Annotated in this window: 18 protein-coding genes; 13 read left to right on the top strand and 5 right to left on the bottom strand. The window is 63.2% G+C overall.

Features of this window, described 5'->3' with window-relative positions; all coding sequences use genetic code 11:
- Positions 1–121 precede the first annotated feature (121 nt).
- The gene (locus ABN482_RS15200) at positions 122–2074 is read right to left on the bottom strand and encodes a sigma-54-dependent Fis family transcriptional regulator (protein ID WP_349504774.1); all 1953 of its coding nucleotides are present in this window, start codon (positions 2072–2074) and stop codon (positions 122–124) included.
- A 153-nt stretch (positions 2075–2227) separates the two neighbouring features.
- Positions 2228–3433 carry a serine/threonine transporter SstT gene (gene sstT / locus ABN482_RS15195; RefSeq protein WP_349504773.1) on the bottom strand — a complete coding sequence of 402 codons (1206 nt, stop codon included), beginning with the start codon at positions 3431–3433 and terminating at the stop codon, positions 2228–2230.
- Between the two features lie 271 nt (positions 3434–3704).
- Between sstT and ABN482_RS15190 the strand changes: the two genes are divergently transcribed.
- On the top strand, positions 3705–4106 hold the full coding sequence (locus tag ABN482_RS15190; RefSeq protein ID WP_349504772.1) for a cupin domain-containing protein: 402 nt from the start codon (positions 3705–3707) through the stop codon (positions 4104–4106).
- Positions 4107–4124: 18 nt separating this feature from the next.
- On the opposite strand, the gene ABN482_RS15185 is transcribed toward ABN482_RS15190, so the two are convergent.
- On the bottom strand, positions 4125–4487 hold the full coding sequence (locus ABN482_RS15185) for a hypothetical protein (RefSeq protein ID WP_349504771.1): 363 nt from the start codon (positions 4485–4487) through the stop codon (positions 4125–4127).
- Positions 4487–4906, bottom strand: a complete 420-nt coding sequence (locus tag ABN482_RS15180; protein WP_349504770.1) for a hypothetical protein — start codon at positions 4904–4906, stop codon at positions 4487–4489. The genes ABN482_RS15185 and ABN482_RS15180 overlap by 1 nt, the downstream gene beginning before the upstream one ends.
- Before the next feature lie 187 nt (positions 4907–5093).
- Here ABN482_RS15180 and phnD point away from each other — a divergent pair, with 187 nt between their 5' ends.
- From phnD to phnE (ABN482_RS15160), 4 genes are all read left to right on the top strand, one after another.
- Positions 5094–6050, top strand: coding sequence for a phosphate/phosphite/phosphonate ABC transporter substrate-binding protein (gene phnD, locus ABN482_RS15175; RefSeq protein WP_349504769.1), 957 nt, complete (start codon positions 5094–5096; stop codon positions 6048–6050).
- A gap of 31 nt (positions 6051–6081) precedes the next feature.
- The gene (gene phnC / locus ABN482_RS15170; protein WP_349504768.1) at positions 6082–6918 is read left to right on the top strand and encodes a phosphonate ABC transporter ATP-binding protein; all 837 of its coding nucleotides are present in this window, start codon (positions 6082–6084) and stop codon (positions 6916–6918) included.
- A 73-nt stretch (positions 6919–6991) separates the two neighbouring features.
- On the top strand, positions 6992–7816 hold the full coding sequence (gene phnE, locus ABN482_RS15165; protein ID WP_349504767.1) for a phosphonate ABC transporter, permease protein PhnE: 825 nt from the start codon (positions 6992–6994) through the stop codon (positions 7814–7816).
- The gene (phnE, locus tag ABN482_RS15160) at positions 7813–8610 is read left to right on the top strand and encodes a phosphonate ABC transporter, permease protein PhnE (protein WP_349504766.1); all 798 of its coding nucleotides are present in this window, start codon (positions 7813–7815) and stop codon (positions 8608–8610) included. Before phnE (ABN482_RS15165) ends, phnE (ABN482_RS15160) begins: the two co-directional genes overlap by 4 nt.
- 79 nt (positions 8611–8689) lie before the next feature.
- Here phnE (ABN482_RS15160) and ABN482_RS15155 read toward each other — a convergent pair whose 3' ends face one another.
- Positions 8690–9403, bottom strand: coding sequence for a Crp/Fnr family transcriptional regulator (locus ABN482_RS15155; protein WP_349504765.1), 714 nt, complete (start codon positions 9401–9403; stop codon positions 8690–8692).
- A gap of 102 nt (positions 9404–9505) precedes the next feature.
- Between ABN482_RS15155 and ABN482_RS15150 the strand changes: the two genes are divergently transcribed.
- The 8 genes from ABN482_RS15150 (at position 9506) to hisD (ending at position 15455) form a co-directional block, all read left to right on the top strand.
- Complete coding sequence (locus ABN482_RS15150) at positions 9506–9910, top strand: group III truncated hemoglobin (protein WP_349504764.1); 405 nt, start codon at positions 9506–9508, stop codon at positions 9908–9910.
- 42 nt (positions 9911–9952) lie between these two features.
- Positions 9953–10279 (top strand): TehB family protein, encoded by a 327-nt coding sequence (locus tag ABN482_RS15145; RefSeq protein WP_349504763.1) that lies wholly within the window; start codon positions 9953–9955, stop codon positions 10277–10279.
- A 64-nt stretch (positions 10280–10343) separates the two neighbouring features.
- Positions 10344–11141: an ABC transporter ATP-binding protein gene (locus ABN482_RS15140; protein ID WP_109062855.1), complete on the top strand. Its 798-nt coding sequence runs from the start codon at positions 10344–10346 to the stop codon at positions 11139–11141.
- Complete coding sequence (locus ABN482_RS15135; protein ID WP_349504762.1) at positions 11138–11917, top strand: ABC transporter permease; 780 nt, start codon at positions 11138–11140, stop codon at positions 11915–11917. Before ABN482_RS15140 ends, ABN482_RS15135 begins: the two co-directional genes overlap by 4 nt.
- 9 nt (positions 11918–11926) lie before the next feature.
- Positions 11927–12184, top strand: coding sequence for a BolA family protein (locus ABN482_RS15130; RefSeq protein ID WP_349504761.1), 258 nt, complete (start codon positions 11927–11929; stop codon positions 12182–12184).
- Positions 12177–13445, top strand: coding sequence for a UDP-N-acetylglucosamine 1-carboxyvinyltransferase (gene murA / locus ABN482_RS15125; protein ID WP_349504760.1), 1269 nt, complete (start codon positions 12177–12179; stop codon positions 13443–13445). Before ABN482_RS15130 ends, murA begins: the two co-directional genes overlap by 8 nt.
- Positions 13442–14131 carry an ATP phosphoribosyltransferase gene (hisG, locus tag ABN482_RS15120; RefSeq protein ID WP_109062859.1) on the top strand — a complete coding sequence of 230 codons (690 nt, stop codon included), beginning with the start codon at positions 13442–13444 and terminating at the stop codon, positions 14129–14131. Before murA ends, hisG begins: the two co-directional genes overlap by 4 nt.
- A gap of 28 nt (positions 14132–14159) precedes the next feature.
- Entirely contained in the window at positions 14160–15455 is a 1296-nt protein-coding gene (hisD, locus tag ABN482_RS15115; protein WP_349504759.1) for a histidinol dehydrogenase, read from the top strand.
- Positions 15456–15775 lie beyond the last annotated feature (320 nt).

Below are 15775 nucleotides of genomic sequence, written 5' to 3'. Positions count from 1 at the left end.
TCGTGCTGTCCGGTCATGGAGAACCAAGCAAATTACATGCCAGCCGCAAATCGGCCATGCTACTGGGGCCCGGCCGGCCAACACGGCATGAACCTGTGCCACGCGTGACACACGTGTCGCATCAGGTGTCGCGACCTGTATCGCCCTTGGTGCACTCGTTGTACAACCCATCGCGACGGATGTGGCGATGCAGTGTGGAACGGCTGATCCCGAGGCGTCGCGCGGCGGCGCTGACATTGCCACCGCAGGACTGCAACACGCGTTGCCATGCAGCCTCTGCTGACCCATCGCCCGTATTGCTGTCGGGCGAGAGCCCCGGTCGCACTGCGCACAAGGCCTCGGGCAAGTCATGGACTTCAATGCACGGCCCGTCGGCCAGGGCAATCGCCAGCATCAGTGCATTATCCAGTTCTCGCAAGTTGCCCGGCCAGTCATGCACCTGCAGCGCCTGCCAGGCGGCAGGAGACAGGCTTGGCACATCGCTATCGACGCCGTGCCGCTGCAGTATCTGCTGCACCAGCCACTCGATATCCGTGCGCTGCCGCAACGCCGGCAGCGACAGGACCGCCGCGTTCAGGCGATACAGCAGGTCAGCCCGGAATCGTCCCTGCGTCACCCGCGTACCCAGGTCCTGGTGTGTTGCCGAGATCACACGGATATCCACAGGCTTGCCGCTGCGCGCACCCAGGGGCATGACCTCCGACTCGGCCAGCACCCGCAGCAGCCGGCTCTGCAACGCCAGCGGCATGTCACCGATTTCATCCAGGAACAGGGTGCCGCCATCTGCAGCCTCGACCAGGCCGGCGCGGCCGCGCGCAGCGCCCCCCGTATAAGTGCCCGCCAGGTAGCCGAACAGTTCACTCTCGATCAGACTTTCCGGCAATGCGGCGCAATTGATGGCGACAAAATTCCCTTGCCTGCCGCTGGCAGTATGGATGGCGCGTGCCAGGCGCTCCTTGCCCGCCCCCGTCTCGCCCTGGAGCAGCACCGGCAGGTCACGCGTCGCCAGCCGTGCGGCCCTGGCCAGCATGGACTGCATGGCGACATCACCCCCTGCCAATCCCTGCAACGCAGGGGGCAGCGCGGCATCGGCCTCGACCCTGCCTACATCGGCAACCCGGCCTGCCGGCGCGCGACGGGGCTCGATCGCATGGGCAAACAGCACGCTGCCATCACGCGCCATCACGACGCGCTCCTGCGCCGGGCGATACCGCATCAGCGTCGGCAACTGGTCTGCCCCCAGGTGCAGGAAGCGTGTCATCTGCTGTCCCAGCAGGCCTGCCGGCTTGCGCCAGTCCAGGCCGGCAGCACGCGCCAGGATGCGGGCACCGGTATGCGTCATGCCTTTGATGCGCCCCGCGCCATCGATCGCCACGGCGGCCTCCGGATCGATATCCAGGAATTCGGGCGACAGCGACAGGCACAGAATCCACTCCTGTCGGTGGCAGGCCATGAGATTGGCCAGTTCGATGCGTCGCGTTGCGGCATTGGCCAGGTGCAGGGCCAGCCCCTGGCTGGCCTTGGCCTGCGGGGACTGCAACAGGGACAGGTCCAGCACGGCAGCCAGTTCCCCGTCGTGGTGGTATATGGGTGCCGCCGTGCAGGACAGCGGCGTGTGCACATGATCGAAATGATCGCTCTGGTGAATGGTCAGGGCTTCGCCGGTCTGGAGGCAGGCACCCACGGCACAGGTACCGGCCCGCTGCTCCGACCACTCCGAGCCCAGATAAAGGCCGGCCTGCCGCAAGGCGTCACGCTGGCCCTCTGCCCCCAGGAAATCGACCGCCACTCCTTTGCTGTCGGACAGCAGCAGCACGTAGTTCAGCCCTGCAACCTGCTGGTACAGGCGCTCCAGTCCGGAGCGTGCAATATTGATCAGCGCCTCGGACTGCTGGCGATGCTCGCGCAACTGGGCATCCGGCACGATATAGGCCTCGCAGGCCTGCGCCGGATCCAGCCGATGATGTTCGATGCACCGCCGCCAGCTGTGCACCACTGCCGCATCGCGCTGCGACAGGCTGCCCAGGCAAACGGCCTCGATTTCTTGGACATGCGCCACATGTGAAGACTGCATCCGACCTCATCCCGAAAACAGGCGCGCCCGGCCGGGCATGGCCTGGATGCCAGTGTGCCGTCATGGCGGCAGACCGTACATGCAGGTTTTCCTTGAGATGCGGTGCAGCAAACGCTTTGGGATTCAACTATGGCCAGTACCGGGAATGCAACATCAGCGCTGTTCGCAGGCTGCCGTGAACACCACGTCGGTATGCGAGTTCAGTGCCGTCTCGAACGAATCCTGCAGCACGCCGATGATGAAGCCAACCGCCACCACCTGCATGGCGATGTCATCGGGGATGCCGAACATGTTGCAGGCCAACGGAATCAGCAGCAATGACCCCCCCGCCACACCGGCAGCGCCGCAGGCACCGATCGATGCCACCACGCACAGCAGCATGGCCGTCAGGAAATCGACCGGAATGCCCAGCGTATGCACTGCGGCCAGCGTCATCACGCTGATGGTGATGGCGGCACCTGCCATGTTGACCGTTGCACCCAGAGGGATCGAGATCGAATAGGTATCCTCGTGCAGGCCCATGCGCTTGCACAGTTCCAGGTTGACGGGGATGTTGGCGGCCGAGCTGCGCGTGAAGAACGCCGTGACTGCACTTTCGCGCACGGCGCGCCAGACGATGGGATACGGATTGCGACGCATCTTCCAGAACGCCAGCAACGGATTCAGCCCGAAGGTGACCAGCAGCATGCTGCCAATCAGCACGGCCAGCAGATGCGCATATTCGAGCAACGCACCAAAACCCGTGGTGGACAGCGTATGGCACACCAGCCCAAAGATGCCCAGCGGCGCAAAGCGGATCACCACCCGCACGATCAGCGACACGCCTGCCGCCAGATCGGCCCACACCAGGCGTGTCGTTTCACTGCCATGGCGCATGGCCACGCCCAGACCCAGCGCCCAGACCAGTACACCGATGAAATTGGCATCAAGCAGGGCTCGCACCGGGTTGGTGATGGCGCTCATGAACAGGTTCTTGACGACCTCGACGATACCCGACGGCGGTGACAGCGCTTGCGTGCTTTCGCTCAGGGTAATGCCCGACGGAAAAAGGAAGCTGGCCCCTACGCCGATCATCGACGCCCCCAAAGTACCGATAACGTACAGCAGCAGAATGGGCCGGATATGCGTAGGCTGGTCGGCCTGCTGGTTGGCAATGGCCGAAACCACCAGTACCAGCACCAGGACGGGAGCTGCTGCGCGCAGGCCGGACACGAAGATGTCGCCCAGGAAACCGAACTGCCGTGCCGTATCGGGACTGAACCAGGCCAGCAGCACAGCCAGCAGCAGGCCAATGGCGATCTGGGTAATCAGCGGCACGCGGTTGAGGATGCGCAGTAGCGTTGAAGAAGATGCGGACATGGGATTGGATGCCGAAAGATGGATGGAAGAAGAGGCAAAACCGCGAGTTTACCCGGATGTGCCTCATCTCACGCCCGATGCACATGAACTGGATCAAGCCATGGCAAGAAATTGCGCTGACAGGCCCGACAGGCCCACAGCAACCTGCCGCTGATTCGCTCCAGACTGTCCTGCAACTCAACTATTGACGCATATCATTCTCAATTGAAAATTGAGACGATAGGATGGTATCGGCATCCATCACCATTCACACATCTTTCAGGAGCAGATCATGACCCGACACCTCGCCAGGATTATCGCCGGTACATTGTGCGCAGCAGCAGCGGCCGCGCAGGCACAGTCCTCGGCCGATATTGCCCTGCCCGGACCCGAACTGGCCGCACAGCAGGGGCGGGTTGTGCTGCACGAAGATGCCGCACATCATGTCCGCACGATCCGCGCCACGCTACCGCCGAACCAGGACCTGCAGCCCCACGGCCCCGACCAGGGCTATTTCATCGTGACGGTCATCAGCGGCACGCTGGAGCTCGGCTTTGGCACCGAATTCGACGCTGCCAGCCTGCAGACACTGCCCCCAGGCAGCGTGTTCACCCATCCCGTCTCGCAAAAGCACTTTGCCCGTACCGGAGCCGAACCGGTCGTGCTGCAGATCACCAGCATCCAGCCTGACTGATATCCTTGCCTGCATCACTCACGCGTCAATATATAGAAAACTCTCGTCTGCCAGTCCATTGCGCCTTCTGTACGCCTGCTCCCACTCAACATAGCCGTCCGGCTCAGTGGGGTCTATTCCATGAGCCCAATAGTTTTCGCCATACGCGATCAGCATGGCCCAGTGATATTCAAGCTCATGGCTGCACAGCACGACCGACATATGGCTGGCAGCCGCATTTTTCACCACTGCACTCGACGCCACCAGCAACTCACTCTCCTGCCGACTCTTGCCAGCATAGTCACACATCACTGCGCACAGCATCTCGACCCATGTTCGATAGTTGAACACTACCGAACCGCCGCCGGCATCGTCAAAAACCAGACCATCCACAATATCCATCAATCTCTATCCACCCTGACCCATTCAACCCGCTGCCAGGCATCGGCATCCAGGCGCGAAAAAACCCGTACTTCCTTGCCCCTCGAGAAATACGACACAGGAAAATCCTCGCTACTGGCCAAGGGCACAAAACTGCTGATGGCATTGCAGCCAAGGCGTTTCGACAGCATTTGCGCCACCAGACCCGTCAGCGCAGGAAGATACTGGCTGGCCACAGACTGCGAGCCGGCATGAAAACAGACCTCATGCAAAAACTCCACCTCTGCCATCACGGCCAGCACGTCCGAATTGTCGTTCACGGGAAATTGATTTTTCTCGACATAATCCCGATATTCAGCCACGGAAAAATAATCGAAATTCGAAATACTGAACTCAATATCAAATCCACCGACAAGGTTGATCAGCTCGGCGCGCAGCACTTCTCCCTCCGTGCAGTCCACCAGGAAACTAGATCTTGAAATCATGACTACCCCTACACATATCCTATAGCCAGTGTATTACCCGCGCAGTCACTCACGCCTCCAGCAGCAGTCATACTTACGTCATCTGCCCCCCATAGACTCCCAGATTCCGATCATTTTCATGACCTGACGCGGGAGTTCCACCATGTCCCTCAAGCCCCTGTTCCACGCCCTGCTCGCTGGCATCGGCCTGTGCGCCCTTGCACCGGCCCACGCCCTGGACGCACGCTACCAGGATGCCGATGGCGATCTGGTGGCGGATGCGCCGACCGACCCGGCCCAGTGGGTCGATCCGGCCACGCTGGTGTTTGCCTATACGCCTGTCGAGGATCCGGCTGTGTACGCCAAGGTCTGGGACGGCTTCCTTCAACACCTGGCACAGGTCACGGGCAAAAAGGTCCAGTTCTTCCCGGTCCAGTCGAATGCCGCCCAGCTTGAAGCCATGCGCGCCGGCCGTCTGCATGTGGCCGGCTTCAATACCGGCTCCAACCCCCTGGCCGTGAACTGCGCGGGCTTCGTGCCCTTTGCCATGATGGCCTCCAACGACGATCGCTTCGGCTACGAGATGGAAATCATCACCTATCCGGGCAGCGGCATCGAAAAGGTCGAGGATATCCGGGGCCAGAAACTGGCCTTCACGTCCGAAACCTCGAATTCCGGCTACAAGGCTCCCTCGGCCCTGCTGCGCGAAGAGTTCAAGATGGAAGCCGGCACGGACTACGAACCGGTCTTCTCCGGCAAGCACGACAATTCCATCCTGGGCGTTGCCAACAAAGACTACCCGGCCGCCGCCATTGCCAACTCGGTCAAGCAGCGCATGGAAGGCCGAGGCGTGGTCCAGCCCGAACAACTGAGCGTGATCTACACCTCGCAGACCTTTCCCACCACCGGCTACGGCCATGCCTACAACCTGAAGCCCGAACTGGCGGCCAAGATCCGCGAGGCCTTCTTCAGCTTCGACTGGAACGGCTCCGAGCTGCTGCAGGAGTTCGGCAAGAGCGAACCACCGCAAGAGAAGTTCATGCCCATTTCCTACCAGCAGCACTGGCAGGTCGTGCGCGACATCGATCGCGCCATGGGCATCGAATACACCTGCCAGTAACCGGCCCGCGCGCCGCACAAGGAGACGCGCCATGCTGCACATCCACGCACTGGAAAAACGCTATGCCACAGGCGACCGGGCGCTCAAGGGCATCAGCCTGGATCTCGCCCCCGGCGAGATCGTCGGCCTGATCGGCCCGTCGGGTGCCGGCAAGTCCAGCCTGATCCGCTGCATCAACCGGCTGGTCACGCCCAGCGCCGGACAAGTCGCCTTTCTCGGTCGCGACATGAACCAGCTCTCGGGCCGGCAACTGCGGGCAGCCCGTCGCGAGATCGGCATGATCTTCCAGGAATACGCCCTGCTCGAACGGCTGACCGTCATGGAAAACCTGCTGTCCGGGCGCCTGGGCTATACCGCCTTCTGGGCCAGCTGGTTTCGCCGCTTCGATGCGGCCGACATCGGCCGGGCCTACGAACTGCTGGCACGGGTCGGACTGGCGGGCATGGAAAACAAGCGCGCCGATGCCCTGTCCGGCGGCCAGCGCCAGCGCGTCGGCATTGCCCGCGCCCTGATGCAGCAGCCCAGACTGTTGCTGATCGACGAACCCACTGCCAGCCTGGACCCGAAGACGTCGCGCCAGATCATGCGATTGCTGCTGGAACTGTGCCGGGAGCATCAACTGGCGGCCATCATCAACATCCACGACGTCGTGCTGGCCACGGAATTCCTGCCCCGCATCATCGGCTTGCGCAGCGGCCAGATCGTCTACGACGGCCCGGCCACCGGCGTGGACGAATCGGCGCTGACACGCATCTATGGCGACGAAGACTGGAGCGCCCTGACCCAGCGGATGGAACCTGCCGCTGCCAGTCCGCATCGCGCAGAGGCCCTGGTACCGACGGCTGCGCTGGCTGTTGCCAACTCCTGAACACCGACTTGCGGCGTCACCTGGCCTGAGCAGCGTCGCAGGTCTCCATCAACAGGTCCTCGGATTACCCTGTATGCCGTCCTCTCCCTCCCTTGCCGGCAAGCCTGGATCATCGGCCCCCTGGCAGCGCCCGCCCTTCATCCGCAGTCGATTGCTGCGCTGGACCCTGATCCTGGGCACGCTGCTGTACCTGATGCTGGCGCTGGCGTCCCTCGACGTCAACTGGAGCCGAGTCAGCGAAGGGCTGATGCGCGGCTGGCGTTTTGTCGCCGCCTTCGCGCAACCGGATTTCAGTTCACGCTGGGGCGACATCGTGATCGGCTTCCGGGAAAGCCTGACAATGACCGTGACGGCCACTGCCGTCGGCGTGCTGCTGTCCCTGCCGGTCGCCGTGGGTGCAGCCGCCAATCTGGCCCCGAAGCCGGTCTATCTGTGCTGCCGGGCCATGATCGCCGCCGCCCGGACACTCAATGAAATCATCGTGGCCATCTTCCTGGTCGCCATGTTCGGCTTCGGCCCGTTTGCAGGTTTCCTGACACTGACCCTGGCCACCATCGGCTTCATGGCCAAGCTGCTGGCCGAAGATATCGAGGAAATCAGCCACGGCCAGCTGGAAGCCCTGCGCGCCAGCGGTGCCAGCCCCCTGCAGGTCCTGGACTTCGCCGTGCTGTCGCAGGTGCTGCCCCGTCTGGTCGGACTGTCGCTGTACCGCCTGGACATCAATTTCCGGGAATCGGCCGTCATCGGTATCGTCGGTGCCGGTGGCATCGGTGCCACTCTCAATACAGCCATGGATCGCTACGAATTCAATACCGCAGCCGCCGTGATCCTGGTCATCATCGCCATCGTCATGCTGGCGGAATACCTGTCGGGCTGGTTGCGTGAGAGGATCCAATGACCACCACCACCTGGCACAAGCGCACCTCATCCGCCAACCTGGCCGTATTCACCGGCTGGGTCCTGGCGCTGGCCTTCGTCTCCTGGGCCTTCCAGGTCATGACCCAGGACACGATCTGGGCTTTCGTAAGCGATGCACCGGCGCAATTCGCCGATATCGGCAGCCGCATGCTGCCGCCGGCTTGGGGTTTCATCAATGAACTCTGGCTACCCCTGTGGGAGACGCTCAACATCGCCACCCTCGGCACGCTGATCGGCACCGCCATCGCCATACCCGTAGCCTTCCTGGCCGCCCGCAACACCACGCCCAGCGTCCGCTTCGTTCGTCCCGTGGCCCTGCTGGCCATCGTGGCCTCGCGGTCGATCAACTCCCTGATCTGGGCCCTGCTGCTGGTTGCCATCCTCGGCCCCGGCGTGCTGGCCGGCATCATCGCCATCGCGCTACGCTCGGTCGGCTTCATCGGCAAGCTGATCTACGAAGCCATCGAGGAAATCGATCCTGCACAGACCGAGGCTCTGGCGTCCACCGGTGCATCGCCTGCCCAGGTCATGGCCTGGGGTGTCGTACCGCAGATCGCGCCCACGCTGGCCGGTGTCAGCGTATTCCGCTGGGACATCAACATCCGTGAATCCACCGTGCTGGGGCTGGTCGGCGCAGGTGGCATCGGGGTCAAACTGGAAGCCGCACTGGGCACGCTGGCCTGGCCCAAGGTCACGCTGCTCTTGCTGGTCATCCTGGCCACAGTCATTGTCAGTGAGTGGGTAACGGCGCAGGTACGACGCAAGCTGATCTGAGTCACGGCGTCGCCTCGACGCCAAGTCGTCTCTTTGAAGGCGGTGTCGTACCGCCAACCTATTTATGCACCACCGGCAATCAGAACAGCCGGCGACTGTCCCCCGCCACCTGCTGCAGCGCCTCTGCATCCAGCAGCGTCCAGTCGCGCTGGCGGCCTGAGATCCAGCCGTCTTCCTGCCACTTGGAAAACAACCGGTTGAGCGTTTCGGGGCGCATGCCCAGGCGTGCCGCCAGTTGCCGCTGGTTGACGGGCATGTTGATCTCGCGTCCGACCGGCCCGGCCAGATTCAGCATGTACACCGCCAGCCGCTGGGCGGCAGAACTGCTGATGACCCAATCGACCTCGTTGACCCGCTGATAGACCCGCTGGCTGAGCTGCGCAAGCAGGCGCAGGGCCAGATCCGGGTAGCGCCGGCAGCACTCGTGCAATTGCTGCCGACCCAGCAGGCAGACCTGGGCACTGCCCTGGGCCCGCGCCGTCATCGGATAGCGTCCGTGCGGCATGAACATGGCCGCGTCGGCCGCGACCTGACCTTCGCCCAGCAAGCCGAAGATTTTTTCATCACCATTGGCACCGAAGCGCAGGATCTCGACCTTGCCCTGCATCACCAGCAGGTAGGACGAAGCGGGTGCCCCCTCGCGAAACAGGATGTCGCCAGCGCTCGCCCGTACCACGCGGGAAAGCTGCAGCAAGGCATCCAGCACGGCAGGCTCGAAGTCCTTGAACAGCGCATAGGCCCCCAGCAACTGCCGGGCATGGACCTGCGCCATATCATGATTGATGTTTGTCATTTACGTCGGTGAGTTTATTTGCCACGATCAGAAGTGTATCTGACGTCCTGATTGCCCAGCGGTTTTATACATACAATTTACATATATTCCATACAAGAACACATGCCCGATCCGACACTCTGCACCGAACAGGAAATCACCGGCCTGGTGCATCAATTCTACGGCCGTATCCGTGCCGACGAAACCTTGGGGCCGATTTTCGAGGCCAGCGTCGATGATTGGGACGCCCATCTCGTCCTGCTGGTCGATTTCTGGTCCTCGCTGCTGCGCGGCACCCGCCGCTTCAGTGGCTCGCCCATGACCAAGCACGCGGCCCTGCCCGACCTTACTGCCGACATGTTCCGCCGCTGGCTGGCCATTTTCCACCAGTGCACCGCCGAACTCGACAATACCGCCATGCGCAATGAAGTCGAGGCCATGGCCGGGCGGATCGCCAACAAGCTCTGGGCCAATTACCAGGGTGTCCACGGCACCAGGCACCCGGGCGAGCCCTCCCCAGTACAATAAACCATGCCAACGGCATCATCATGATGGAGACAGAACCCTCGCATGACGCATCCTCGACATCCTGACCTCCCGCTCACGCTTCCCCCCGGCGTAGAACCCTACAGCCGCTCGCCCGACTTCACGCCGGACACGCTGCCGACAGCACTCCAGACAGACCATGCCACGGCAGCAGGCGTCTGGGGACGATTGCAGGTCCAGGCCGGACGACTGCGTTATCAACTGGCACAGTCGCCGGATGTCAGCGTGGAGCTTGCCGCCGGCGAATCCCTCATCATCGCGCCTGAGGTACGCCATCGCGTCGCCTTCATCGAGCCGGGTCAGTTCCATATCGAGTTCTGCCGGCTGCCCCGCCAGGGTGAATCCGCCTAGGCCCTGGCGATCACCTTATAATGACCTGCCCGCTTCAATGCCGAAGCGGGCCACAGGTCATGCCATGTCTGCCGTCCGTCTAGAGTCCATCTCCAAAACCTATCCCGCACACACCACCGCGCTGCGTCGCCTGCTGGGCAAGCCACCGCTGTCGCCCGGGTTGCGCGCGCTCAGCGACGTCAGCCTGGATATCGAGCACGGTGAGTTCTTCGGCCTGCTGGGTCCCAATGGTGCCGGCAAGACCACGCTGATTTCGATCCTGGCGGGTCTGGCCCACGCCACCAGCGGCCGCGCCTCGGTCTGTGGCTATGACGTCCAGAGCCAGTATCGGCAGGCACGCCGCGCCCTGGGCGTGGTCCCTCAGGAGCTGGTCTACGATCCCTTTTTTACCGTACGCGAAACATTGCGCATCCAGTCCGGCTATTTCGGCCTGCGCCGCAACGACGACTGGATCGACGAAATCCTGGCCAACCTCGGCCTGCTCGACAAGGCCGAAGCCAACATGCGCGCGCTGTCGGGGGGCATGAAACGCCGCGTGCTGGTGGCCCAGGCCCTGGTACACCGACCACCGGTCATCGTGCTGGACGAACCCACGGCAGGGGTTGACGTCGATCTGCGCCGCACGCTCTGGGATTTCGTCAGCCGCCTCAACCGTGAAGGCCACACCATCGTGCTGACCACCCATTACCTGGAAGAGGCCGAGGAGCTGTGCGGCCGCATTGCCATGCTCAAGGCCGGCCGCATCGTGGCCCTGGACCGCACCGCCTCGCTGCTGGCCCGTCTCGGCAGCCAGGATCTGGAAGAAGCCTTCGTGCGCATCATGCACGATGAAACCGGCGCAACCATGGAGCTGCCCGCATGATTACCCCGCAATTCGACGCCGGCTCCGGCTTCCCGACCCTGCTGCGCAAGGAAGTCCTGCGCTTCTGGAAAGTGGGCCTGCAAACCATCGTGGCCCCGCTGGTCACGGTGTTGCTCTACCTGGCCGTCTTTGCCCAGGTTCTCGAAGGCCGCCTGCAGGTCTATGGCACCATTCCCTACACCACCTTCCTGGTGCCGGGCCTGATCATGATGAGCATCCTGCAGAATGCCTTCTCCAATCCTTCCTCATCACTGATCCAGAGCCGGATCACCGGCAATCTGGTCTTCATGCTGCTGCCGCCGCTGTCGCATCGCGAGATTTTCTGGGCCTACGTCCTGGCTGCCGTCCTGCGTGGCCTGATCGTGGGGCTGTGCGTCGGACTGGTGGCCATGGCCTTCGTCGATCTGCCGCTGGCCCGCCCCTTGTGGATGGTGATCTTTGCCGTACTGGCCTGCGGCATCATGGCCGTGCTGGGCCTGCTGGCCGGGCTGGTATCCGAGAAATTCGACCAGCTTGCTGCCTTCCAGAATTTCCTGATCATGCCGGCCACGTTCCTGTCAGGCGTCTTTTTCTCCATTCATACCCTGCCGCCCTTCTGGCAGAGCGTCTCGCACTGGAACCCCATCTTCTATACTATCGACGGTTTCCGCTACGGTTTCTTCGCACAGTCCGATGTCTCGCCCTGGCACAGCCTGGGCGTCACGGCTGGCGTCTTTGCCGTCCTTTCGGCCCTGACGCTGCGCCTGATGGCGCGGGGCTACAAACTGCGCTACTGAGTCACTGCCATGCTGCCCACTCCCGAAAAAGTCCAGAGCTACATCGAAGCAGGCCTGTCCTGTACCCACGTCCAGGTCGAAGGCGATGGCGCACATTTCCAGGCGCTGATCGTCAGCACGGCCTTCGAAGGCAAGCGCACGGTGGCCCGCCACCAACTGGTCTATGCCGCCCTGGGCGACCGCATCCAGGGCAGCAATGCCGAAATCCACGCGCTGGCAATGACCACGCTCACGCCAGCCGAATACCAAGAGCAGTTCAATGGATAAACTCCTCATCACTGGCGGTCGCCCGTTGCACGGCGAAGTCACGATTTCCGGTGCCAAGAACTCGGCCCTGCCGATCCTGTGCGCCAGCCTGCTGACTGCCGATACGCTCAGACTGCACAACGTGCCGCGCCTCAACGACATCCGCACCTCACTGCGGCTGCTGGACCAGTTGGGCGTGCACACGCAGCGTCTCGATGACGGCACGGTCGAGCTGCGCGCCGATCAGGTCACCAGCCTCGAAGCCCCCTATGATCTGGTCAAGACCATGCGAGCCTCGATCCTGGTGCTGGGCCCGCTGCTGGCACGCTTTGGCGAGGCCCGGGTCAGCCTGCCCGGCGGCTGCGCCATCGGGCAGCGTCCCGTCGACCAGCACATCAAGGGTCTGGCGGCACTGGGGGCCGACATCCAGATCGAACACGGCTTCGTCGTGGCCCGCGCCAGCCGCCTCAAGGGGGCCGTAGTCCGCACCGACATGGTGACCGTCACCGGGACCGAGAACCTGCTGATGGCGGCTGTCCTGGCCGAAGGCCAGACCGTGCTGGAAAACGCCGCTCGCGAACCCGAGATCATTGATCTGGCCGAACTGCTCATCAAAATGGGGGCACGCATCCAGGGTCACGGCACCGATCGTATCGTGATCGATGGCGTCGAAGCCCTGCATGGTGCCGAACACACCGTGATCCCCGACCGCATCGAGGCCGGCAGCTTCCTGTGCGCCGTGGGCGCAGCACGCGGCGATATCACCCTGCGCAACGTCACCCCCGAACACCTGGGCGCGACCCTCGACAAACTGCGCGAAGCCGGCCTGGAACTGACTGTGGGTGATGACTGGATCCGTGCCGTGATGCAGCGGCGGCCCAAGTCTTTCGATGTGCGCACCCAGGAATATCCCGGCGTGGCCACCGACATGCAGGCCCAGTTGATGGCGCTGAACACGCTGGCCGACGGTGCCGCACTGATCGTCGAAAACATCTTCGAGAACCGCTACATGCACGTGCAGGAACTGTGCCGGCTCGGTGCCGACATCGACATCGATGGCTACACCGCCGTGGTGCGAGGCGTCGAGACGCTATCGGGTGCCGCCGTCATGGCCACCGACCTGCGCGCCTCGGCCAGCCTGGTGATCGCCGGTCTGGCCGCCGAAGGCGAAACTCTGATCGACCGCATCTATCATCTGGATCGCGGCTACGAGCAAATGGAAGTCAAGCTGCGCAGCCTGGGCGCAGCCATCGAACGCATCACCGGCAAGGAAGCCGCATGAGTCCCGATTTCACCCCGGATGCCCCGCTGACCCTGGCCCTGTCCAAGGGCCGCATCTTCGAAGACACGCTGCCGCTGCTCGAAGCGGCAGGTGTCCATGTCACGGAAAGCCCCGACAGTTCGCGCAAGCTGATCCTGCCTACCAGCGATCCCGGCCTGCGCCTGCTGATCGTCCGGGCCTCCGATGTGCCGACCTATGTCCAGTACGGTGCCGCCGATTTCGGCATTGCCGGCCGCGATGTGCTCATCGAGCATACCGCCCAGCATCCCGGCGGCCTGTACCAGCCTATCGATCTGAACATTGCCCGTTGCAAGCTGTCTGTGGCCTGCCGTGCCGACTTCGACTACGCAGGTGCCGTCTACCAGGGCGCACGCCTGCGCGTGGCCACCAAGTACGTCCAGGCGGCGCGCGAGCACTTTGCTGCCAAGGGCGTCTTCGTCGACATCATCAAGCTCTACGGCTCGATGGAACTGGCTCCGCTGGTCGGCCTCTCGGATGTCATCGTCGATCTGGTCTCGACCGGCGGCACCCTGCGTGCCAACAATCTGGTGGCCGTCGAGGACATCATGCCGATCTCCTCGCGCCTGATCGTCAACCGCGCAGCACTCAAGACGCGCGGCGCACGACTGCAGCCGCTGCTGGATGCCTTCGAACGTGCATCGACAGCCGATGCCGGTACGGCCTGATCCACCAGACTTTCGCTTCATACCCATCATGATCCACCGCCTGAACACCACCGCCCCTGACTTCGATACCCGCCTGCGCACCCTGCTGGCTTTCGAATCCTCGCAGGATGCTGCCATCGAACAGGCCGTGGCCGATATCCTGGCCGATATCCAGCAGCGTGGCGATGCGGCCCTGCTGGAATACACCCGTCGTTTCGACCGGGTCGAGGCCGACACGATCGCGGCGCTCGAGATCCCGCCCGCCGACTGTGCAGCCGCGCTGACCGCACTGCCCGCCGATCAGCGCGATGCGCTGGAGCGCGCCGCTGCCCGCATCCGCAGCTATCACGAGCACCAGATCATGCACAGTTGGCAGTACACCGAAGCCGACGGCACGGTGCTGGGCCAGAAAGTCACGCCGCTGGATCGCGTCGGCCTGTACGTGCCAGGTGGCAAGGCCGCCTATCCGTCCTCGCTGCTGATGAACGCCATCCCGGCCAAGGTGGCTGGTGTGCCGGAAATCGTGATGGTCACGCCGACACCCGGCGGTGTGCGCAACCCCATCGTGCTGGCTGCCGCAGCCGTTGCCGGCATCGACCGGGTCTGGGCCATCGGCGGGGCCCAGGCCGTCGGTGCGCTGGCCTACGGCACAGCCTCCATCCCGGCGGTGGACAAGATCACCGGCCCCGGCAATGCCTATGTGGCCGCTGCCAAGCGCCGCGTTTTCGGTACGGTGGGCATCGACATGATCGCCGGCCCCAGCGAGATCCTGATCATCGCCGACGGCACCACGCCACCCGACTGGGTTGCCATGGACCTGTTCTCGCAGGCCGAGCACGACGAACTGGCCCAGGCCATCCTGCTCAGCCCGGATGCCGCCTATCTCGACGCCGTTGCCGAGGCCATTGCCCGGCTGCTGCCCGACATGCCGCGCGCCGCCATCATCGCTGCCAGCCTCAAGGACCGGGGAGCGCTGATTCACGTCCGCGACCTGGAGGAAGCCTGCGACATTGCCAACACCATCGCTCCAGAGCATCTGGAACTCTCCACCGAGCAGCCTGAACGCTGGGCCGCCCTGATCCGTCATGCCGGCGCGATCTTCATGGGCAGCCACAGCTCCGAGTCGCTGGGGGACTACTGCGCCGGTCCCAACCATGTGTTGCCTACGGCACGCACGGCACGCTTCTCATCGCCGCTGGGGGTCTATGACTTCCAGAAGCGTTCCAGCATCATCCATGTGTCGCAGGCAGGCGCGCAGACACTGGGGCCGCTGGCAGAGACGCTGGCGCTGGGAGAAGGATTGCAGGCGCATGCGGCCAGTGCGCGCTATCGGGTAAAGTGCTGACTGCTGACACGCCCGTTCGCGCCTGAGGCGAGGCGGCATCTGTGACACGGTCCGGGTGCCTGAACGGTGCCGGACTACCCGCAGCAATACAGCATAGCCGGGCAACGGGACGAACTCACTGCGCTTCGCTTCGTTCAGACAGGTCCCGCTGAAGGCTCCCGTCTATGCTGTATTGCTGCGGCGTGCCACCAAAATGCCGCCTCGCCTCAGGCGCGTACGGGTTGCGGTTGCAGTCTGCGGACAAGAGGGAGAGAGAACTTCCTCTTGAAGTGCAGCATATTTCTCATTTTTTGGCTTTTTCGTCATAATGTGCACTTAAC

Origin of the sequence: Corticimicrobacter sp. (assembly GCF_040137905.1) — a bacterium.
Classification (GTDB): Bacteria; Pseudomonadota; Gammaproteobacteria; order Burkholderiales; family Burkholderiaceae_B; genus Corticimicrobacter.
Note: the sequence above shows the minus strand (reverse complement) of the source record. Positions and strands in the feature narration are given on the sequence as shown.